Genomic DNA, 20333 nt, shown 5'->3' on the forward strand with positions numbered 1-20333 from the left:
TCAGTTTTCAGTGGCAGTAAGCAGTTTTTTAGTTCCCGGTTTTCAGTTTATTAACGGACCACAGTTAATTTGAGAAGATATTTCGAGCCCTCTTTATAAAAGTTTAAAAACGGCAGTGTTCAAAGTAAATTAAGAAGTGAACTCTCACTACAATCTTCTCCCGTTTTTTTAGGGTAGGTGGCTAAGGCGGAGCGGGTTTTTGTTGAAAACTATTCTTGTGTCAATTAATTATAAAATTCGTTATTGATATAGGAAGGTAGTAATCTATTGTTGTTTGCTGCTTTAACCTGGTCTATTTCGTTTATATTTTACAACTGCAAATAAGAAAATAAATAAAGCCAGAAATTGAGCAACCCGTGCTAAATAATCTCCATGTTTTACATAAAAAGTTTTATCGGTATTCAAATGGATAGTAGACTTTATGCTTCCCTGTTTTTCATAGCCCAGGCTTTTAGTGATCTCTCCTTTTTGATTGATAAAGGCTGAAATACCTGTATTGGCGCTACGTACTACATCACGCCTGGTTTCAATAGCCCTTAATTTTGCATAGCTTAGATGTTGGCGGTGGCCCTGTGTATTTCCCCACCAGGCATCATTGGTGATGATACTAAGGAAATTTGAACCATTTTCAATATAACCCGTAACAAATTCACCATAAACTGATTCATAACAAATAATAGGACCTGCATAATTCTCATTGTTTAGAGCAAAGGCTTCTCGTTCTTCCTGCGTGGTTTTCATGGCTACTGTGCCGCCAAGATCAATCATTACGTCCCCAAGAATAGGTTTTAAAACTTCCTGATACGGGAAATTTTCTACACCTACAACAAGCTTCGATTTATGGTATAGTTCAGGTTTATTTTGGGCATTCATTAAAAAAGCCGAATTATAATCGTCGTACCAGTCGTTGGGGCCTATTTGATTGCTTTGTTCCCTAACTTTTGCCGGATCATTGAACCGTTCGTAGAAAGAGATTCCACTAAGGAAATTAACCTGTGGGTGGCTGTTAATAAGTTGTCTTGCAAAAAATGCCGCTTCAGATTTTTCAAAATTTGATAATACCGTGCCATCGGCAAAAACAGTTTCCGGGGCCACAACCAATTGTGTGTTTTCGCTAACTTTTTCTTCGCTTAGTTTTAATAATAATTCTCCAATTCGGGTATCGGTAGTATTGTATTTTTCGGTGTAAGGGTTAATATTGGGCTGTAAGATTACCACTTCCATGGTATCTCCTTTTTGCTCTATTTGGCTTAATAAAAGGTAAGAAATGCCAATAGGAATTATAACAATAAGGCCTAATTTGAAAATGCCCCTATAGATTAAGTTTTTATCTTTAAACTCGTTATAAAGCAATACGGCTTTAAAGACGGCAATGTTGCCTAGCCATACCCAAAGTGTACCGCCAAAAGTCCCGGTATATTCATACCATTGTACCCAGTTTTGAAATTCTGAAAAGGCGTTTCCTAGATTTAGCCAGGGCCAGGAAAATTCCCAGGCAAGGTGTATTTTTTCAAAAACCATCCATATACTTACCAAAAAGGCTGCAGCAGCACTAAATCCGGTTCGTTTAGCTACAATATGATACAACATAAAGACCAGTGCCATTAGAAGGGAATTCACCAAAATAGCAAAAGCTCCACCAAAAGGTGTAGAGAAGTAGATCCAATAGGTTGTGATGAGGTTCCACAAGAAAAAGCTTAGGTACGCAAGGCCAAAAACTTTCCACTTTATATATTTTTCACCGGAATTTCGAACTTTAAATTCTGCATAAAGCAGAGGAACAAAAGCAAAAAATAAAAGTAAAGGAAAACCGTAAGTGGGCCAGGCAAGTGCTAATAAAAGTCCGCTTGATACTGCGTAAATAAGATTTTTCATAAAAGGAAATTCTGCTCAAAAATAGCAAACTATTCTCTTTTAAAGAGGCTTCTGGCATTTCTTTGAAGTTAAAGCTTTTGTAATTGTTATTTCAGAAATTGAAAAAACTTGTAAAAACAGGTGGCAATTGCTTAGTTTAGTATCTTAGAAAACCAACCTATGACTATAAAAAGACATATTCCGAATTTTATAACGCTTTTGAATTTACTCTGCGGAACTATTGCTGTTATTTTTGCTGTGCAGGGAAGCCTCATTATGGCTGCCATATTTGTAGCAGCCGGGATTTTCTTCGATTTTTTTGATGGCCTGGCGGCAAGAAGTTTAAACGTGGCCGGCGAGCTTGGATTGCAATTAGATTCGCTGGCCGATGTGGTAACCAGTGGGGTTGTTCCGGGAATAGTGATGTATCAATTATTAAATAATGCGCTTCCGGGAGTTCCTCTCGCAGAAAATACCGGTTGGGATACAAACCAGGGCTGGTGGGAATGGAATTTTAATACGCTTGCGTTAATAGGCTTGTTAATAAGTTTAGCTTCGGCATATAGGTTGGCAAAGTTTAATGTGGACGATCGCCAAACCGATTCTTTTATAGGGGTGCCCACCCCAGCCAATGCGCTTTTAATTTTAAGTTTTCCGCTTATTTTAACCTATCAGCCAGATAGTTTTATCACCGATTTGATTTTAAATGAATGGTTTTTAATAGGGCTAACTTTTTTAAGTTGTTACCTTTTAAATGCCGAAATAAAGTTATTTGCGCTTAAATTTTCCAATTGGGGTCTTGCCGATAATAAACTACGTTACTTTTTCTTGCTTTTATGCCTGGTGCTTATCCTGGTTTTTCAATTTGTAGCTGTACCCTTAATTATATTAAGCTATGTACTTTTATCAATAGTATTTCCGAAGAAAGACTAGGTGGGGTAATTGATTTATTGGTACCGCCAAAGGATGTAATACCCAAAGGCTTGCCTCGAAATTAAAAATTTGTTTCCAACGAATGTCTCTTGGGCTTGCCCCAAGTTAGTTTACTGTTTAGATAAAACCGCATTAGATCGTCGAGGCTGTCTGAAATGTCTGGTTTCGTCAAACTGAACTTGTTTCAGCTTTTAAGATGTTTTGATTACCAATATTTTACCTCCCCGATAAAGAATCGGGGCAGGCTCTGAAATAAATTCAGGATGAGGATTTTAGGAAGTTTTCAGACAGCCACTTTTGTATTTGACTCCAAAACAAAATTCGGGATAGAGTCTGAAATAAGTTTAGCATGACGTCTTTTAAGCTCTTGTCTGGAAAGTAAAGCTTTTAAGGAGCAGCAATTATCTGTAACTTATTAATTACTTAAATATTTTTTTCTTTCTAAGTTCGAAGTTTTGGCCCAGGTAAACTTTTCGAACCATTTCGTCTTCGGCAAGTTCTTCGGGTTGCCCGTGTTTTAGGATACTTCCTTCAAACATTAGGTAAGTACGATCTGTAATAGCAAGGGTTTCCTGTACGTTATGGTCGGTAATAAGAATCCCTATATTTTTGTTTTTTAATTGGGCTACAATTCTTTGAATATCTTCTACTGCCACGGGGTCTACTCCCGCAAAAGGTTCATCCAGAAGAATAAAATTTGGGTCGGTTGCAAGTGCGCGTGCAATTTCAGTACGTCTTCTTTCCCCACCACTTAAAAGGTCACCTCGATTTTTACGAATATGGTTTAATCCAAATTCTTCAATAAGGGTTTCCATTTTTTCATGGCGTTCTTCTTTAGAGAGATCGGTGAGTTCGAGCACGCTCATTATGTTGTCTTCAATACTTAGTTTCCTAAAAACCGAAGCTTCCTGGGCAAGATAACCAATACCATGTTGTGCCCTTTTATACATTGGATATTTGGTGATATTCACTTTGTCTAAAACAATATTGCCCGAATTTGGTTTAATAAGCCCAACGATCATATAAAAAGAAGTGGTTTTTCCGGCACCATTGGGCCCAAGCAAACCAACGATCTCCCCCTGGTTAACTTCCAAAGAGATACCCTTTACAACTTCCTTTCCTTTGTAGGCTTTAACTAAATTTTCGGCACGTAGTTTCATTTAAAAAAGTGATTTACAGCTAAGGTACATTTTTTATGCCAGCCTATTTCTGGTTAGCATCTTCTAAGGCGTCCCAATATTCATGGGCTCTTCGCAGGTGTGGAATAACAATAGTACCACCGATTAGAGTACCAATGCTTAAGGTTTCCATTACCTGGTCACGGCTTAAGCCTTCTTTATAACTGGACTCCAGGTGGTATTTTACACAATCGTCACATCTTAAAACCAACGAGGCTACCAGGCCAAGCAGTTCCTTTGTTTTTTTATCTACAGCGCCCTCGGTGAAGGCATTAGTGTCTAAATTGAAAATTCTTTTAAGCACCTTATTGTTTTCGCCAAGAATTTTATCGTTCATCTGCTGACGGTAAGCATTGAATTCGTCAACTTTATTGCTCATAGCTATCTTTTGTTAATTCTTCTTTGTTCTTGTTTATAGATTACTTTTGAAATAAGAATACTTACTTCATAAAGAATCAGTACCGGAATAGCGACAATTATCTGGCTCACTATATCGGGAGGGGTTATTATAGCTGATAGAATCAGTACAATTACCAAAGCATACTTTCGGTATTTTTTTAAGAATTGCGGTGTTACTACCCCAACCCTGGTTAGGAAATAAATCACGATGGGCAATTCAAAAATAAGTCCGCTGGCAAGCACTGAAGCTCTAACCAGGCCTATATAACTACTTAAATCGAAATCGTTAAAAACGGCTTCACTAACCTGGTATTTTCCGAGGAAATTTATAGATAGAGGAGTTACTACATAATAGCCAAAAACAACTCCAATAAAAAATAGTAGGGAGCTTATAAAAATAAATCCTTTGGCGTGTTTTCGCTCGTTATCGTGCATGGCGGGAGCCACAAACTTCCAAAATTGGTAAATAACATAAGGAAACGCAATAATAAACCCGGCCGTTATAGAGGTCCATACGTGGGCAGAGAATTGCCCGCCCATGGTTCTACTTTGAATTCTAAAAGGCATTTCATCAAAACAAAACCCGGCATCCAGGCCAAGTGATGTAGAAATTCTACATAGCATGTCGTAAGAAAAGAAATCGCCTCTACTTGGGCCAAAAAGTAATACGTCAAAGATAAATCCTTTTAAAAGAAAGGCTATAGAGCCGGCAATTACTATAGAGATAACCGCTCTTATTAAGTGCCATCTTAAATCTTCTAAATGGTCCAAAAAGGACATCTCTGGTTCAGGGGTGCCAATTTGCTTCATTATAAAATTCCTTCTCTAATTAAATTATGGATATGTACAACACCTGCGTAAGTATTATTTTCTACGGCCAGTAATTGGGAGATTTTATTTGCCTCCAACAATTCTAAAGCGTCTACCGCCAGGGAATCCTGTTCTATGGTTTTTGGTTTTGGGCTCATAATGTCGATGGCCTTAAGGTCTTTAAAGTTGGTGTTGTTTTTAAGCATTCGCCTAATATCACCATCGGTTATTATTCCTATAATTTTATTGTTTTCAACCACTGCGGTTACCCCTAACATTTTTTCAGATATTTCAATAATCGCATCGGTAACCGAAGTCTCGGGAGTTACCTGGGGTTTCAGGTTTTGAGCCGTAATATCGCTTACCCTTAAATACAGTTTCTTCCCAAGGGAGCCACCGGGATGGTATTTAGCAAAGTCTTTTCGGGAAAAGCCTTTCAGCTTTAAAAGGCAAATAGCCAGGGCATCGCCAATAACCATTTGTGCAGTAGTGCTGGTTGTAGGGGCAAGATTGTTTGGGCAGGCCTCTTTTTCAACAAAAGAGTTTAACACAAAATCAGATTCTTTACCCAGAAAAGAATTCTTATCTGCCGTAATTCCTATAAGCAGGTTTTGGAAATCTTTAATATAAGGTACCAGTACTTTTATTTCTGGACTATTTCCACTTTTAGAAATACAAATTACCACATCGTCTTTTTGAATGGTACCAAGATCTCCATGAATAGCATCGGCTGCATGCATAAAAATAGCCGGCGTTCCGGTAGAATTTAAGGTAGCTACTATTTTGGTAGCAATAATAGCACTTTTTCCTATCCCCGTAAGGATTACCCTGCCTTTAGATTTGTATATTTGTTCTACGGCTGATGCAAACTCATGATCAATAACATTTTCCAGGTTTGCAATTGCTTTGGCCTCTATGGAAATGGTTTCTTTAGCTGCGGTAAGAATTTTTTCCTTCAGTTTCAAATTTTGATAAAATTAAGGATTGTGAGTTTAAAGAAATATGTATCTTTAGTTATGCAAATGTATGTAAAATTGTAAGACAATTGAATGAGTTTGACGGAAATTGATTTATACCAACAGCTAAAGAAGTACTTTGGATTTAGTCAGTTCAAAGGGCTTCAGGAAGAGGTGATTACCAGTATTGTAAAAGGAAATAATACTTTTGTGGTAATGCCCACCGGAGGGGGAAAATCCCTATGTTACCAACTCCCTGCGTTGATTGAAGAAGGAACAGCCATTGTGGTCTCGCCCCTTATTGCTTTAATGAAAAACCAGGTAGATGCTATTCGTAGTGTTTCTGAAGCACATGGCGTAGCCCATGTACTTAATTCGTCCCTCAATAAAACTGAAGTGAAGCAGGTGAAAGCCGATATCGAAAACGGTGTTTGTAAGTTGCTCTATGTAGCTCCTGAATCGCTTACCAAGGAAGACCATGTTGAGTTTTTAAAGCAACAAAAGATATCTTTTTTGGCCATAGATGAGGCTCATTGTATTAGTGAATGGGGGCACGATTTTAGACCTGAATATCGTAATTTGCGAAGTATTATTAAACGTATTGGGGATAACATTCCTATTATAGCGCTAACGGCTACCGCAACACCAAAAGTCCAGGAGGATATTCTAAAGAACCTGGGGATTCCTGATGCCAGAACATTTAAAGCCAGCTTTAACCGTCCAAATTTATACTACGAGGTAAGACCCAAAACAAAAAACGTAGATGCAGATATAATTCGGTTTATTAAACAGAATAGCGGAAAATCGGGAATTATCTATTGCTTAAGCAGGAAGAAGGTAGAAGAGCTTGCTCAAACCTTACAGGTAAATGGAATAAATGCTGTGCCATATCATGCCGGGCTGGATGCAAAAAAACGAAGTAAGCACCAGGATCAGTTTCTTATGGAAGATATTGATGTAGTTGTGGCTACTATTGCATTTGGTATGGGGATAGATAAACCTGATGTTCGTTTTGTTATTCATCATGATATTCCCAAAAGTATAGAAAGTTATTACCAGGAAACCGGTCGTGCCGGTAGAGATGGCGGAGAGGGGCATTGCCTTGCTTTTTATTCTTATAAAGACATAGAAAAGCTTGAGAAGTTTATGAGTGGCAAACCTGTGGCCGAACAGGAAATTGGTCACGCCCTCTTACAGGAAGTAGTAGCTTATGCCGAAACTTCAATCTCCCGAAGAAAGTTTATTCTACATTATTTTGGAGAAGAATTTGACTCAGAGAACGGTGAAGGGGCTTCCATGGATGACAATGTTAGAAACCCCAAGAAACAACATGAAGCCGGGGAAGAAGTGGAGCTTCTTCTAAAAACTGTGAAAGAAACCAAACAGCTATATAAATCTAAAGAAGTGGTAAAAACACTAATTGGAAAATCTAATGCTGTGATTTTATCACATAAAACCGATTCACATCCTTTATTTGGAAAAGGAAAGAATAGGGACGGAAAATATTGGATGGCCTTAATTAGACAGGTTTTGGTCGCGGGATATCTAAAGAAAGATATTGAAACTTATGGTGTGATAAAACTTACACCCAGGGGGCAAGAGTTTTTAGATAATCCGGGGTCTTTTATGATGACAGATGATCATATTTTTGACAGTACTACCGAAGCCGTTCCGGCAGCAAATCAAGCCGGTGGAGGCGTAGATAAAACGCTGGTAAAAATGCTTAAGGATTTACGAAAAAAAGTTGCCGTAAAAAATGAGGTTCCTCCGTTTGTTGTGTTTCAGGACCCTTCCCTGGAAGATATGGCCATTAAATATCCTATCTCTATAGAAGAACTAATCAATATTTATGGGGTAGGTGAGAATAAGGCGAAAAAGTTTGGAAAAGAATTCGTGGCTTTAATTCAGCGTTATGTTGAAGAAAATGAAATTATTAGGCCAGATGATTTGGTAGTCAAATCTACCGGGGCAAATTCGGCTTTAAAACTTTATATTATTCAAAATGTAGATAGAAAGCTGCCTTTAGATGATATTGCTTCGGCTAAAGGAATGGAGATGCCCGAGTTTATTAAGGAAATGGAAGCTATTGTTTATAGTGGCACCAAATTGAATATTAACTATTGGATAGATGATATTTTAGATGAAGACCAGCAGGAAGAAATCCATGAATACTTTTTAGAAGCTGAAACCGATAAAATTGATGAAGCTATTGAGGAGTTTGATGGCGATTATGACGATGAAGAACTTCGTTTATACCGAATTAAATTTATTAGTGAAGTGGCAAACTAGAGGTTGAAGGAGCAGAAGCGTTCTATTTATTTTTAGAATCTTCACCCTGAACTTGTTTCAGTGTCTAAGAAACTTGTAGTTTTAAACATTTTAAAAGCTTGAAACAAGTTCAGCTTGAAGGGAAGGTAAAATTATCTACCACCGGCGGCTTGAAGATCTCTAATACATTCGGGGCCTAATTCAGGAATTCGGCCGCCTTCAATCTCATCTAGAATACCGCTTCCAAATTCAATAGAAGCACGCATCAGGCAATCTTCTACATTGCAATGTCCTTCGTTATCATCGTCTTTATGGTCAGATTGTGGCTCTGTACCAATATCAACCAGCCCAAATAAATGGCCAAATTCGTGATTTAATACTGCAGATTCAATATCGCTTTTAACAGGGGCATTTGGCCTGGAAGCAAAATCGTCTATAGTGGCACCATATAAAACCATGGATGTATTTCTAAATGCCGAGCCAAGTGTTAGTTTGTTTTCTTCATCTTTTTCACTTTTTCCATCAGCTATATAGATATACACGGCAATTTCATCTCCTGAATTATAGGCAGTGCGGGTTTCTTCTTCAATATCTACAATTTCCTCTATAGTGAACGGTGCTTTTCCGGAAGATGAAACTGCTCTCAGGTTAATTTTAATTCCATCGGGTTTAAAAGTACGTTCTTCCAGGAATTTTTTAAAATTGGCAAGGGCGGCCTGGCTGGGGGCAAATCCGTTTACATATACAATTTCTATATTCATAGAAGTAAATTCAGCGTCGCTTAAAAGCTGCGAAGCAGAATCACCAAGACCTTGTAAGTTTGCGGTTTTATCTATTCCCGGTGTTACATCATCTTCGGCATTGTCTGAAGAGCATGAAACACTTAACAGAGAAATAAAAATTAATAGAAGTGTGTATTTATATTTAAACATTAAAAAGCATTTTTTGTAAAAATAGAAATTTATTGATTTAAAGGCTGTAATTCAGCTAAATAATCGAAGTGCTTTCCTTTTTTTATAAGCTTGCAACTAAAATTATTAGTTTCTGCGGCAAAGTTAAGCGTCTGGAAATCTATATAAAGCCAGTCAAAGTAATTTGAGCTTTCTCCTTTATAGGAAACTTTAAATTGTAACTCACCATAATAAGCCGCTTCGGAATCTACCCAAATTCCACCATCTTCATCGCGGTCAAATAAATAACTGAGATCTGAAGAGTCCAGCAGTATTTTACCACCGGTATGAAGTAGTTGCTTTGCTTTTTTAAAGAATCTATCTAAGTTTTTTAACTTTCCAATAATTCCGCTACCATTCATAAGTAATAATATGGTATCGAATTTTTCATCTTTTAATTCAAAAAAATCAATATTTCGTGCATCTTTAATTCCGCGAAGACGGCAAACTTCAACCGCACCTGCAGAAGTGTCGATAGCCGTAACTTTTAATTTTTTTTCTTGCTGAAGATAAATCGAATGGCTTCCTGCTCCACAACCTACATCTAAAACATTGCCGGTACAAAGTTGTAAGGCTTTTTGCTCTAAAGGAGGCATTTCGGCATACTCCCTGAACAAATAAGGAACCGGAATCACATCATCATCAAAATCTGGTGAATGTACCGTAATGTCGGTCGTATCTTTTTTGTGATAAAAAGCCGAGATAGCTTTTCCAAAAATATCTTTTATTGAAGTTTCCTGATTCATGAATTCGGTATTGCCTGGTTTTATATCTTTGCTCTATGGAAGAAATCCTGAAAAATCTCCCTGAAAAGGCCAAAGATAAGCATAAGGAAAATAAAAAGTTTTTTGCAAAGCTTAGAAAAAAGCCGCCTAAAAACCTGGATAGGCAAATGCAGAAAATGCACGAAGAGGAATTTTCCCGAACCAATTGCCTGGATTGTGCTAATTGTTGTAAAACTACCGGCCCTCTTTTTACCAATAAAGATATAGAACGCATTAGCAAGCATTTAAAACTAAAGCCTCAGCAATTTATTGAACAATATTTGCGTATAGATGAAGATAAAGATTATGTGTTACAGCAGGTGCCCTGTACATTTTTAGCAGCAGATAATTATTGTTTAATCTATGAGGTGCGACCAAAAGCCTGCCGGGAATTCCCTCATACAGATCGAAAAGATTTTCATAAAATATCTAATCTTACCTTAAAAAATACCGCAATATGTCCTGCTGCTTTTAATATTGTTGAAGAGATGAAGAGAAGGCTAAAAGTCTAATGTTTTTGCTTGAAATAACCTACTCTTCTCTTTACTAGGTTTACTTTTCGGTACCTTTTTATCATTAAAAAATACAAGATTGGTCCAAACAATGGCAAGAAGATAATTATTAGTAGCCAAATTAGTTGATGCCTTCCTTTTAAGTTTTTCCTTAATAAACTTACAATAGCTAAGACTGCCATCATTAGGACGGCTAGCATAAAAGCCGAAGCCCAAAAGCCAGAAGTATCTAAATTGATCACAATGAAATATTTACCCGATAATCAAGATTTATCCCGATAATTATCGGGACTCCGAGGCTTACCTCGAAATAATAAATCTTTCTATTTAATGCCTCGTTGATTTACCACGAGGTAACTTACCTTAATATAGTAAATATTTTTCTCGTTTTTCTGAAAATTTTGCTAATCCTTCTTGCCAGGATTCCCTTATTTTCCCTGCAGATAATCCTTTTTCTATTTGAGTCTGCAATTGTTTAGTTCCGGCCAGTTTGGTAAAAAAGGCGTTAAAGAATGTGTCTTTATTTTCGGTATTTTGATAAGCTTCAATGAGCCATTCTAAATTTATATTATCTATAGGTTGTATTTCGCTAAGATCTCTTCCATAACATTTTTTTTCTAAGTGTTTTGGGTTTTTTGCCCCGGCTTTAGATGTTGGCGTGTAGGTGAAATCAAAATAATCTTCAGCTAAATAAGGGGAGCCAAATACCTGGAACTGCTTATCGGTTCCACGACCGGCGTTTACATTTGTGCCTTCAAAGAAACATAAACTCGGGTATAGGTTTATTGCCTGGGCATTGGGTAAATTTGGAGAAGGTTTTACCGGAAGATCGTAAGCTTTGGAGTGGTCGTAATTTTCCATTTCTATTACCTTTAGCTTACATTGAATACCTTCTTTTAACCATTTTTCGCCATTTATCATTTTTGCGTATTCCCCCATAGTTAATCCATGAACTGTAGGAATAGGGTGCATCCCCACAAAACTTTTGAATTCGGTTTCCAGTATTGGTCCATCTATATAATGGCCGTTTGGGTTAGGGCGATCAAAAACAATAAGCTCCACATCATTTTCAGCACAGGCTTCCATTACATAATGTAAAGACGAAATATAGGTGTAAAATCTTGTGCCTACATCTTGCAGGTCAAAAATTAAAACATCAAGATCTTTTAATTGTTCGGCGTTTGGCTTTTTGTTATCGCCATAAAGTGAAATTACCGGAAGACCGGTTTGTGCATCTTTACCGTCTTCTACTGCTTCTCCCGCATCAGCAGTGCCGCGAAAACCGTGCTCGGGAGCAAAACCTTTTACCAGGTTAACCTCCAGGGCAAGTAACGAATCTACCACGTGCGTAAATCCTCCTTCTTTATTCTTCATAATAGAAGTTTGGTTTCCTACAAACCCTACTTTTTTTCCTTCCAGGAGTGGAAGATAGGCTTGGGTACGGTTGGCTGCCAGTATTATTTCCTTATCTTCAACTTCTTTATTAGTAATTGCAATATCTTTTGAGTTTTGCTCTTTCTTATTTTGGTTTCCGCAGGAAAGAATACCTATAAAAGCGAATAAAAACGTACTTTTGAATAACCTTTTAAGCATTGTGATAGATTGAATTTTGAATTTTTTGTTGTTAAACGCCTAATTGGCGGTAAAGATCATAAAAGTAGTATTTCTGCACCTATTATAAAAATAGCAATTGCAGCAATTGCTATTGGAGTGGTGATGATGTTGGTTTCTTTTGCCACAGGCCTTGGTTTGCAGGAAAAAATAAGGGATAAAATTGCCGCGTTCAACGGGCATATCAATATCTCTAATTACGATAATAATAGTTCGCAGGTTACCCTTACACCGGTAGATAAAAACCAGGAATTTTACCCTGAATTCAATTCCATAGACGGCATTGCCCATGTACAGGCGGTAGCTACCAAGTTTGGGATTATTAGAACTGAAACCGACTTTGAAGGGGTGGTGGTAAAAGGGGTAGGAACCGATTATAACTGGAGCTATTTTAAAGACTTTTTGGTTGAAGGAGAGCTGCCCAATGTTGAAGATAAATTAAATGATGAGGTTATTATCTCTTCTTATCTGGCTAATAGACTTCAACTAAGTGTAGGCGATAAAGTACCCACCTACTTTTTAAGGGATGGAAGTGAACGCCCTTTAACCCGTGGCTTTGTGATTACCGGAATTTATGATTCGGGTTTTATGGAGTTTGATAAGCTGTATGTATTGGCAGATATTCGCCATATACAACGCCTTAATCGTTGGGAAGCTAATCAGGTAGGGAATTTTGAGATTTTCCTGGATGATTTTAATGAAATTGATATAAAAGGCCAGGAGGTTTATGAAAACACAGGCTCGTTTTTAGACACCCAAACCATTACCCAAAATTATTATTCCATCTTTGAATGGCTCGCACTTTTCGATTTTAATATTGCGCTAATTATAGGAATTATGATTTTGGTGGCGGGAATAAATATGATTACGGCTTTATTGGTTTTAATTTTGGAACGTACCCAAATGATTGGTATTTTAAAAGCACTGGGTGGAAACGACTGGAGTATTAGAAAAATTTTTCTTTACAATGCGGGTTATCTTATTGTAAAGGGACTTTTTTGGGGGAATTTAATAGGGCTGGGGCTGTTGTTAATTCAGAAATATTTTAAACTAATTCCATTAAACCCGGCAACCTATTATGTTACTGAGGTTCCAGTATATCTAAACTGGGACTATATTTTTGCCGTAAATTTAGGTACGCTGGTTTTGTGTATGCTAATGCTGATTATTCCTTCAGTAATAATTTCAAAAATTTCTCCGTCCAGAGCCATAAAATTTGAATAAAGTTTAAAAAATCAAGAGATTTTGCTATTTCTGTTGAAGTAGATTCAATTTTTTACCTTTGCAAATTCAAAAATAGAGACATGGACTATGTAGATAATATATTGGGAACCATTGGGAATACCCCTATGGTGAAGATGAATAAGATTACTAAAGAGATTGATGCCCTTGTTTTGGCTAAATACGAAACTTTTAATCCGGGGAATTCGGTGAAAGATCGTATGGCTGTAAAAATGGTAGAAGAAGCTGAAGCTACCGGGAAATTGAAACCAGGAGGAACTATTATTGAAGGTACCTCGGGGAATACCGGAATGGGGCTCGCACTTGCTGCCATAGTGAAAGGTTATAAAATGATTTGCGTGCTTTCTGATAAACAGAGCAAAGAGAAAATTGATATTTTAAAAGCGGTAGGCTGCCAGGTAGTAGTTTGCCCTACCGAAGTAGCACCAGACGATCCCAGGTCTTATTATTCGACTTCAAAAAGAATGGCCGAAGAAATACCAAATTCGTGGTATGTGAATCAATACGACAACCTGGCAAATACCAAAGCGCATTACGAAAGTACCGGCCCCGAAATTTGGGAACAAACCGATGGGAAAGTGACGCATTTTGTGGTAGGAGTTGGTACCGGAGGAACTATCTCGGGGGTTGGTAAATATTTAAAAGAAAAAAATCCCAATATTAAAGTATGGGGTATTGATACCTACGGTTCGGTTTTTAAGAAATACCACGAAACCGGTGAGTTTGATGAAAATGAAATCTATCCCTACGTAACTGAAGGGATTGGGGAGGATATTTTGCCCAAAAATGTAGATTTTAGTGTAATTGACGGTTTTACCAAAGTAACCGATAAAGATGCTGCTATTTATACCAGAAAGCTTGCCGAAGATGAAGGTTTCTTTTTAGGAAACTCGGCAGGAGCGGCAGCAAAAGGTTTACTTCAGTTAAAAGAACATTTCACCAAAGACGATGTGGTGGTAGTTTTGTTTCATGACCATGGTAGCCGCTATGTAGGTAAAATTTTTAACGACGATTGGATGAGAAAACAAGGCTTTTTAGATTAACCTATTGGAGCTAACTGATTTTAAATAACTATTTATCAGAAGGCTTGATTAGGAAGAATATTTTAAAATTAAATACTAATATAACAGATTTATTTTATGAGGAATTTATGGCTTTTTACAAGTATATTTTTAATGCTAACAGCCATTACCAGCGCACAGGAAAACAAAAAAAATAATTCGGGATTTGAAATAGAGGTGATTTTAGAAAATCCGTCCCGTGAAATCAATAATGGCATCGCCGAAGTTAAAGTTACCGGAGGTAAAGCACCATACCAATACAAATGGACTAATCAATCTACCGCATTAGATGCCAAAAAATCTACAGGTCTTATAGAGGGTATGGAGCATACCGTTAAAGTGACCGATGCCAATAACAATAGCCTTACTACTTCTTTTACAATTCCTGCAAAATCTATAACCGAAATATTCAATAGTAATGTTCAGCCTGCGGTAGATTTTCTTGGCGGAATTCTTTTTTGGGACCCATTTGCGTCTTTGGGTCTTTTTGATCCCATAGTTTACACACCCAGCAAACAGGTTCCCATCCCACAATGGGACGCCACAAATGAAAAAGCCTATACCCTAAAAAAATGGTTGCTAGAAAAGGAAAGTGAGGTTAAAGAGGGTGATGAAATTGCGATTATTGAAAGCGATGCAGGAGAAGAGATTACTGTTTTATCTCCGGTTGAAGGGAAACTCAATTATTTGGTAGAAGAAGGGCAAATTATTTTTGACCCTAATAGTACCAGTGATGTTATAGAGCAGGATGCCCATATGCTTGCAGAAATAATCTATGCCGAACCACAACCACTATTACACCCAAATGGCGATAAAAAGAAAAACTCCATTCCGTTCATTGTAATGTGGTTAATTATTGGAAGTATATTTTTCACTTTTAGGTTAGGTTTTATAAATATTCGCGGATTTGGACATTCTATAGATTTAGCCAGAGGAAAATATGACGATCCAAACGCACCAGGAACAATTACGCACTTTCAAGCTATGGCAACTGCGGTTTCGGCCACAGTTGGGCTTGGAAATATTGCCGGGGTAGCCGTAGCTATTTCTTTAGGGGGTGCAGGCGCAACCTTTTGGATGTTTTTAGCCGGTTTTTTTGCTATGTCCTTAAAGTTTGTAGAGTGTACTCTGGGGGTGAAATACCGATTTATAAATAGTGAAGGCCGAATTTTTGGTGGCCCCATGAATTATTTACGCTATGGTTTAGAAAAAAGAAATATGAAGACCCTGGGGAAGTTCCTAGCCAGTCTTTTTGCAGTATTGGGAGTTGGAGCTTCGTTTGGAGGCGGAAATATGCTTCAATCTAACCAGGCGTTTAAAATTGTATCAGAACAAATGCCTTTTCTGGAAGGTCATGGTTTTTGGTTTGGTGTTTTCTTCGCTATTCTGGTTGGAGTGGTTATTATTGGAGGAATTAATAGTATTGCCCGGGTTACCGGTAAAGTAGTTCCTTTTATGGCCATGGTCTATATTATTGGTTGCTCTATTGTAATTGGTACACACATCGAAAACATTGGCGGAGCTTTTTCTGCGATCTATAATGGTGCACTTTCGGCTGATGCCATGAAAGGTGGATTTATAGGAGTTTTGATTATTGGTTTACAGCGTGCCGCTTTCTCCAGTGAAGCAGGAGTAGGTTCTGCTGCAATTGCCCATAGTGCTTCTAAAACCAATAACCCTATTGCCGATGGTTTTACCTCGCTGGTTGAACCTTTTATCGATACTATGTTGGTGTGTACTATGACCGCCCTGGTTCTTATCTTTACGGGAATGCACGAAGTAAACGGACTTGGTGGGGTAGAACTTACCTCTGATGCTTTTGGTAGCGTAATCTCCTGGTTTCCGGCTGTGCTTGCCTTCGCCGTATTTTTATTTGCTTTTTCTACCATGGTTTCCTGGTCTTATTACGGAATGAGGTCCTGGACCTACCTTTTCGGAAAAAGCGTAAAGTCAGAAATGGTCTATAAAATTATGTTTTTACTATTTGTGGTATTGGGAGCTTCAACCAGTTTAGGTGCTGTGCTTAGTTTTTCAGATATGATGATTCTGGCTATGTCTTTTCCAAATATTATAGGGCTCTATATTATGTCTTCTGAAGTGCGAAATGATATGGCGGTTTATTGGGACCGACTTCAAGCGGGAAGTTTATATATCAGTGAAAAGTTTAGAAAAGCTGAAGCCTAGTTCGCAAAACTAAAAATCAGGATGGTTTTGATGAACCATCCTGATCTTTGACCTGTTTTTTAAGGTGCTTTTTGTAGAAAATAGAAAATGATACTTCCTGCTAAATAGAGTAAAACATCTCTATAATCGGCAGTATATCGCCAATGAATAGGAGGAAGTATCATTTCAAAATAAATACTGTACATTAAAAAAACCGATGATATCGTACTTATGTTTAAGCGAATGCTTTTATCTTTTTTAACTAGCTGTACCACAAAAAGACAAATGCTTAAAACAATAGGCATACAAAGAAAATCTGCCAGGTAATTTCTTATAAAACCAGGGATAGGTTGATCTAAAAAATAGAAAAGTTGAAGTATAGTAAAAACAATACAATATAAAACAAATACTGTTTTTAAGCTTTTCATAGTAAAAAGAGGGAAACTAAAAATGCAAGTACCCCGCCAACTACCATAACAATCATCCAGATGGAATAACCCAATTTTGAAAAGAATTTTGAAAATGAACTCTTAGGTTTATTCTTTTCAGAAGTTGAAGAAGGGGTGTTTGTAGTGTTTTTCTGGGTTGGTTTCATGTCTGTTCTGTAATTCACTTTTTATAAGTGATGGTAAATGAGTTTTTTAAGATTTGAGAACTTCGCCTAAATAATAAGCATTGTTTGGGGTTCCAGATAAAGTTGATTAAGGTTAATTTGTTTCCCAACCCCACGGGGCTACAGGACTGGCTACCGGATTTGAAAGATCAAATTTTACTGTGAAATGACCTTCTCTTCCTATTCTTTTAAGGTTGTAAGTGAAAGATTCTTCATCCAAGGTTATCCACCATACATTGGTTGCTGCGGCAGGAAGTAGTGTAGCGGTTTCCGTATCTGCAGGAAAAATCTGAACATTTGATAAGCCGGTATTGGTAGAAATACCACCATATTGTGTGATTTCTTCTTCACTTCCATCAGGTTTTCGATGATCGTGTTTTAGTTGAATTCTATTATTCTTAAATCTTAAAATCCATGTTCGGGACTTATTTTCCCCTACAAAAAATGGAATTTTAATTTCACTTTCATTACAAGACCTTACATGCATCAGTAGCTTTTTATTGGCAAAATCATCATTCCCCAAATCTTTTGTAATAACACCCTCATAAGTATTTCCGCAATGTTGTTGAAGTTGCTTCCAAAAGCTTGCTGCGGGATTTTCCTGGGCAAATAATGAAACACTTAATAGAAGAAAAATGAACTTTAATTTCATGTCACAAATGCTGTAAATGTTTTAAATTGCTGCAAAATACGCTTTTTAAAAGTTTTACCATGAACAAATTTTACATCATATTTTTAAGCTTTATTATAATTGGCTGTGGCACTTCAAATGTTATTTCTGAAGATTCAGAAACCGGGAATTCCTATGCTATGGATTATAGTTATTTGGCGCTTGGTGATTCTTACACAATAGGCGAGAGTGTGCCAGAAAGTGCACGCTGGCCGGTACAACTTGCAGTGAGGTTAAGAGAGCGAGGATATAAAGTTGCCCCACCTAAAATTATAGCAAAAACAGGCTGGACTACCGGAAATCTTTTAAGCGTTATGCGGTCTGAGCTAAATTATACCAGGAAATTTGACCTTGTTTCTATACTAATAGGTGTTAATAATCAATATCAGGGAAAAAGTATTGAAGCTTATGAGAAAGAGTTACGTGAAATATTTAAGTTAGCCCTTAATCATTCAAAACAACGGGAAAAGGGTGTTTTTGCAGTGAGTATCCCAGACTATGGGGTAACCCCTTTTGGGCAGGAAAACGCTGAAACTATTGCCACGGAAATAGATCAATTTAATGCTGTATTTAAAAAGGTGGCGGGAGAATTTGAAGTTGACTTTTATAACATAACTCCAATATCCAGAGAAGCCTCCAGGGATGATGCACTTATTGCACCCGATGGTCTACATCCAAGTGAATTGATGTATCGTTATTGGGTGGATGAAATTATAGATGATATCCCCCAAATGTTGCCACGGTAGTCTAAACACTACATTTTGAACCGTATTTTTTTAATTTTAAAAGATGCGGGAAGACTTTTTACATTATCTCTGGAAATATAAGAAATTCGATTTTACCAATGCTGTTACTACGCAGGGAGAGAAGGTGCTTCTAATAGATACCGGAACTCATAACTATAATTCAGGTCCCGATTTTTTTAATGCCCGGGTTAAAATTGGAGATCAAATTTGGGCTGGTAATGTAGAGTTACATATAAAAGCTTCCGATTGGTATTTTCATCAACACGAAAACGATCGCAATTACGATAATGTAATTTTGCACGTGGTTTGGGAAGATGATGTTGAGGTGCAAAGGCGTAATAAGAGTGCAATTCCGGCTTTAAGTCTTAAAAATTTAGTAGATAGGAGCTTAATTTCCGGGTATCAAAAACTTTTTGTTTCCTCTCAAAACTGGATTAATTGCGGAAAAAGCTTCAAGAATACCAGTAGTTTCACCTTAAGGCACTGGCAGGATCGCCTTTATATAGAACGCCTGGAAGAAAAGTCGGTGCTTATTCAGGACCTATTAAAAAAATCTGGAAATAACTGGGAAGTGGTTTTGTTTCAGATGTTGGCTAAAAATTTTGGGCTAAACCTGAATGGAGATGCATTTTTAAGTATGGCACAAAGCTTCAATTTTTCGGTTTTACAAAAAGCTTCGCAAAATAATTTACAGATGGAAGCTTTGCTTTTTGGGCAGTGTGGTTTGCTGGAAAAACAACTTAATATTCCCTATTTTCTAGAGCTTAAAAAGGAATATATTTATTTGAGCCATAAATATAAACTATCAAATTTAGGTGTGATAAGACCTAAATTTTTCAGGCTTAGACCAGATAACTTTCCAAACATAAGATTGTCTCAACTGGCTTCGCTTTACCATAAACATAGAAAATTATTTTCAGAATTAATTGTTTCAAAATCCTTGGAAGTGGTTTACCAAATTCTGGAGATAGAAACTTCTAATTTTTGGAAGACACATTTTACATTTCAAAAGAAACATAAAGAAAGAAGAAAATCTTTAAGCCTGGCTTATAAAAATCTATTGCTTATTAATACGATTATCCCACTACAATTTTGTTATTCTAAAGCGGTGGGAAATGGTAAAGTGGAAGAGCTGATATCTTTAATGGAACAACTACCTCCCGAGAATAATAAAATTATTCAAAATTATAACGAGCTTAAAAAAGACTGTGTAGAAAATTCCCTGCACTCTCAGGCAATGGTACAGTTAAAACAACGCTATTGTGAATTCAATAAATGCCTTGATTGTGCTATTGGTATAAAATTATTACAGCGAAAGGCTTAAAGTATTATATTTGTAGGGATGACAAGAATGGTACATAATATTCGATATTATTTAGAAAAACATGGCTTCTACGTGTCGTCACGAGTGGCCGATAAATTAGGAATGCGTGCTAAAAGTGTGCGTTTGTTTTTTATTTATGCATCTTTTTTCACCCTTGGTTCCTGGTTTGTAGTTTATTTAATTCTGGCTTTTTGGCTAAAGCTCAAGGATCTTGTATATACTAAAAGAACTTCAGTTTTTGACCTTTAAGTTGTTTTTGGAAGAATTTTTTTTAATAAA

General features: G+C 37.0%; 20 protein-coding genes. 9 read left to right on the plus strand and 11 right to left on the minus strand.

Features of this window, described 5'->3' with window-relative positions; translation table 11 throughout:
- Window positions 1–282: 282 nt before the first annotated feature.
- Entirely contained in the window at window positions 283–1875 is a 1593-nt protein-coding gene (lnt, locus tag GUB10_RS05820; protein ID WP_193710486.1) for an apolipoprotein N-acyltransferase, read from the minus strand.
- 159 nt (window positions 1876–2034) lie between these two features.
- Between lnt and GUB10_RS05825 the strand changes: the two genes are divergently transcribed.
- A complete protein-coding gene (locus tag GUB10_RS05825) occupies window positions 2035–2787 on the plus strand; it encodes a phosphatidylcholine/phosphatidylserine synthase (protein WP_193710487.1) in 753 nt (250 codons plus the stop codon).
- Window positions 2788–3206: 419 nt separating this feature from the next.
- Here GUB10_RS05825 and lptB read toward each other — a convergent pair whose 3' ends face one another.
- From lptB to GUB10_RS05845, 4 genes are read right to left on the minus strand one after another with little or no spacing between them, the layout of a single operon-like run.
- Complete coding sequence (gene lptB, locus GUB10_RS05830; protein ID WP_193710488.1) at window positions 3207–3947, minus strand: LPS export ABC transporter ATP-binding protein; 741 nt, start codon at window positions 3945–3947, stop codon at window positions 3207–3209.
- A 43-nt stretch (window positions 3948–3990) separates the two neighbouring features.
- The gene (locus GUB10_RS05835; protein ID WP_193710489.1) at window positions 3991–4344 is read right to left on the minus strand and encodes a carboxymuconolactone decarboxylase family protein; all 354 of its coding nucleotides are present in this window, start codon (window positions 4342–4344) and stop codon (window positions 3991–3993) included.
- A 2-nt stretch (window positions 4345–4346) separates the two neighbouring features.
- Window positions 4347–5174: a twin-arginine translocase subunit TatC gene (gene tatC / locus GUB10_RS05840; RefSeq protein WP_193710490.1), complete on the minus strand. Its 828-nt coding sequence runs from the start codon at window positions 5172–5174 to the stop codon at window positions 4347–4349.
- Window positions 5174–6139, minus strand: a complete 966-nt coding sequence (locus GUB10_RS05845) for an SIS domain-containing protein (RefSeq protein ID WP_193710491.1) — start codon at window positions 6137–6139, stop codon at window positions 5174–5176. Before GUB10_RS05845 ends, tatC begins: the two co-directional genes overlap by 1 nt.
- An 84-nt stretch (window positions 6140–6223) precedes the next feature.
- Here GUB10_RS05845 and recQ point away from each other — a divergent pair, with 84 nt between their 5' ends.
- Window positions 6224–8419, plus strand: coding sequence for a DNA helicase RecQ (recQ, locus tag GUB10_RS05850; RefSeq protein ID WP_193710492.1), 2196 nt, complete (start codon window positions 6224–6226; stop codon window positions 8417–8419).
- A 131-nt stretch (window positions 8420–8550) separates the two neighbouring features.
- Here the strand turns inward: recQ and GUB10_RS05855 are convergent, their stop codons facing one another.
- On the minus strand, window positions 8551–9330 hold the full coding sequence (locus GUB10_RS05855) for a hypothetical protein (protein WP_193710493.1): 780 nt from the start codon (window positions 9328–9330) through the stop codon (window positions 8551–8553).
- A gap of 29 nt (window positions 9331–9359) precedes the next feature.
- Window positions 9360–10094 carry a bifunctional 2-polyprenyl-6-hydroxyphenol methylase/3-demethylubiquinol 3-O-methyltransferase UbiG gene (locus GUB10_RS05860; protein WP_193710494.1) on the minus strand — a complete coding sequence of 245 codons (735 nt, stop codon included), beginning with the start codon at window positions 10092–10094 and terminating at the stop codon, window positions 9360–9362.
- Between the two features lie 35 nt (window positions 10095–10129).
- Between GUB10_RS05860 and GUB10_RS05865 the strand changes: the two genes are divergently transcribed.
- Window positions 10130–10624 (plus strand): YkgJ family cysteine cluster protein, encoded by a 495-nt coding sequence (locus GUB10_RS05865; protein WP_193710495.1) that lies wholly within the window; start codon window positions 10130–10132, stop codon window positions 10622–10624.
- Here GUB10_RS05865 and GUB10_RS16125 read toward each other — a convergent pair.
- A complete protein-coding gene (locus GUB10_RS16125; protein WP_370591076.1) occupies window positions 10621–10824 on the minus strand; it encodes a PLDc N-terminal domain-containing protein in 204 nt (67 codons plus the stop codon). The genes GUB10_RS05865 and GUB10_RS16125 overlap by 4 nt on opposite strands.
- A gap of 163 nt (window positions 10825–10987) precedes the next feature.
- Window positions 10988–12217, minus strand: coding sequence for an exo-beta-N-acetylmuramidase NamZ domain-containing protein (locus GUB10_RS05875; RefSeq protein ID WP_193710497.1), 1230 nt, complete (start codon window positions 12215–12217; stop codon window positions 10988–10990).
- A gap of 9 nt (window positions 12218–12226) precedes the next feature.
- Between GUB10_RS05875 and GUB10_RS05880 the strand changes: the two genes are divergently transcribed.
- The 3 genes from GUB10_RS05880 (at window position 12227) to GUB10_RS05890 (ending at window position 16722) form a co-directional block, all read left to right on the plus strand.
- On the plus strand, window positions 12227–13459 hold the full coding sequence (locus GUB10_RS05880) for an FtsX-like permease family protein (RefSeq protein WP_193710498.1): 1233 nt from the start codon (window positions 12227–12229) through the stop codon (window positions 13457–13459).
- An 80-nt stretch (window positions 13460–13539) separates the two neighbouring features.
- The gene (locus GUB10_RS05885) at window positions 13540–14520 is read left to right on the plus strand and encodes a PLP-dependent cysteine synthase family protein (protein WP_193710499.1); all 981 of its coding nucleotides are present in this window, start codon (window positions 13540–13542) and stop codon (window positions 14518–14520) included.
- A gap of 96 nt (window positions 14521–14616) precedes the next feature.
- On the plus strand, window positions 14617–16722 hold the full coding sequence (locus GUB10_RS05890; RefSeq protein WP_193710500.1) for an amino acid carrier protein: 2106 nt from the start codon (window positions 14617–14619) through the stop codon (window positions 16720–16722).
- 59 nt (window positions 16723–16781) lie between these two features.
- Here the strand turns inward: GUB10_RS05890 and GUB10_RS05895 are convergent, their stop codons facing one another.
- Together GUB10_RS05895 and GUB10_RS05900 are read right to left on the minus strand one after the other, a co-directional pair.
- Window positions 16782–17129, minus strand: a complete 348-nt coding sequence (locus GUB10_RS05895; RefSeq protein WP_193710501.1) for a hypothetical protein — start codon at window positions 17127–17129, stop codon at window positions 16782–16784.
- A 279-nt stretch (window positions 17130–17408) separates the two neighbouring features.
- A complete protein-coding gene (locus GUB10_RS05900) occupies window positions 17409–17966 on the minus strand; it encodes a hypothetical protein (RefSeq protein WP_193710502.1) in 558 nt (185 codons plus the stop codon).
- Window positions 17967–18025: 59 nt separating this feature from the next.
- Between GUB10_RS05900 and GUB10_RS05905 the strand changes: the two genes are divergently transcribed.
- The 3 genes from GUB10_RS05905 to GUB10_RS05915 are packed head-to-tail and all read left to right on the plus strand — an operon-like array spanning window position 18026 to window position 20303.
- Entirely contained in the window at window positions 18026–18730 is a 705-nt protein-coding gene (locus GUB10_RS05905) for an SGNH/GDSL hydrolase family protein (protein ID WP_193710503.1), read from the plus strand.
- Window positions 18731–18773: 43 nt separating this feature from the next.
- Complete coding sequence (locus GUB10_RS05910; protein WP_193710504.1) at window positions 18774–20054, plus strand: DUF2851 family protein; 1281 nt, start codon at window positions 18774–18776, stop codon at window positions 20052–20054.
- 18 nt (window positions 20055–20072) lie between these two features.
- Complete coding sequence (locus tag GUB10_RS05915; protein ID WP_193710505.1) at window positions 20073–20303, plus strand: PspC domain-containing protein; 231 nt, start codon at window positions 20073–20075, stop codon at window positions 20301–20303.
- Window positions 20304–20333: the final 30 nt, after the last annotated feature.

Origin of the sequence: Salegentibacter sp. BLCTC (genome assembly GCF_015143665.1) — a bacterium.
Classification (GTDB): domain Bacteria; phylum Bacteroidota; class Bacteroidia; order Flavobacteriales; family Flavobacteriaceae; genus Salegentibacter; species Salegentibacter maritimus.

What these genes read in the sequence shown, in the direction of transcription:
- lnt (WP_193710486.1), bottom strand. Translation starts at nt 1,875, where the DNA reads ATGAAAAATCTTATTTACGCAGTATCAAGCGGACTTTTATTAGCACTT.
- GUB10_RS05825 (WP_193710487.1), top strand. Translation starts at nt 2,035, where the DNA reads ATGACTATAAAAAGACATATTCCGAATTTTATAACGCTTTTGAATTTA.
- lptB (WP_193710488.1), bottom strand. Translation starts at nt 3,947, where the DNA reads ATGAAACTACGTGCCGAAAATTTAGTTAAAGCCTACAAAGGAAAGGAA.
- GUB10_RS05835 (WP_193710489.1), bottom strand. Translation starts at nt 4,344, where the DNA reads ATGAGCAATAAAGTTGACGAATTCAATGCTTACCGTCAGCAGATGAAC.
- tatC (WP_193710490.1), bottom strand. Translation starts at nt 5,174, where the DNA reads ATGAAGCAAATTGGCACCCCTGAACCAGAGATGTCCTTTTTGGACCAT.
- recQ (WP_193710492.1), top strand. Translation starts at nt 6,224, where the DNA reads ATGAGTTTGACGGAAATTGATTTATACCAACAGCTAAAGAAGTACTTT.
- GUB10_RS05855 (WP_193710493.1), bottom strand. Translation starts at nt 9,330, where the DNA reads ATGTTTAAATATAAATACACACTTCTATTAATTTTTATTTCTCTGTTA.
- GUB10_RS05860 (WP_193710494.1), bottom strand. Translation starts at nt 10,094, where the DNA reads ATGAATCAGGAAACTTCAATAAAAGATATTTTTGGAAAAGCTATCTCG.
- GUB10_RS05865 (WP_193710495.1), top strand. Translation starts at nt 10,130, where the DNA reads ATGGAAGAAATCCTGAAAAATCTCCCTGAAAAGGCCAAAGATAAGCAT.
- GUB10_RS16125 (WP_370591076.1), bottom strand. Translation starts at nt 10,824, where the DNA reads ATGCTAGCCGTCCTAATGATGGCAGTCTTAGCTATTGTAAGTTTATTA.
- GUB10_RS05875 (WP_193710497.1), bottom strand. Translation starts at nt 12,217, where the DNA reads ATGCTTAAAAGGTTATTCAAAAGTACGTTTTTATTCGCTTTTATAGGT.
- GUB10_RS05885 (WP_193710499.1), top strand. Translation starts at nt 13,540, where the DNA reads ATGGACTATGTAGATAATATATTGGGAACCATTGGGAATACCCCTATG.
- GUB10_RS05890 (WP_193710500.1), top strand. Translation starts at nt 14,617, where the DNA reads ATGAGGAATTTATGGCTTTTTACAAGTATATTTTTAATGCTAACAGCC.
- GUB10_RS05895 (WP_193710501.1), bottom strand. Translation starts at nt 17,129, where the DNA reads ATGAAAAGCTTAAAAACAGTATTTGTTTTATATTGTATTGTTTTTACT.
- GUB10_RS05900 (WP_193710502.1), bottom strand. Translation starts at nt 17,966, where the DNA reads ATGAAATTAAAGTTCATTTTTCTTCTATTAAGTGTTTCATTATTTGCC.
- GUB10_RS05905 (WP_193710503.1), top strand. Translation starts at nt 18,026, where the DNA reads ATGAACAAATTTTACATCATATTTTTAAGCTTTATTATAATTGGCTGT.
- GUB10_RS05910 (WP_193710504.1), top strand. Translation starts at nt 18,774, where the DNA reads ATGCGGGAAGACTTTTTACATTATCTCTGGAAATATAAGAAATTCGAT.
- GUB10_RS05915 (WP_193710505.1), top strand. Translation starts at nt 20,073, where the DNA reads ATGACAAGAATGGTACATAATATTCGATATTATTTAGAAAAACATGGC.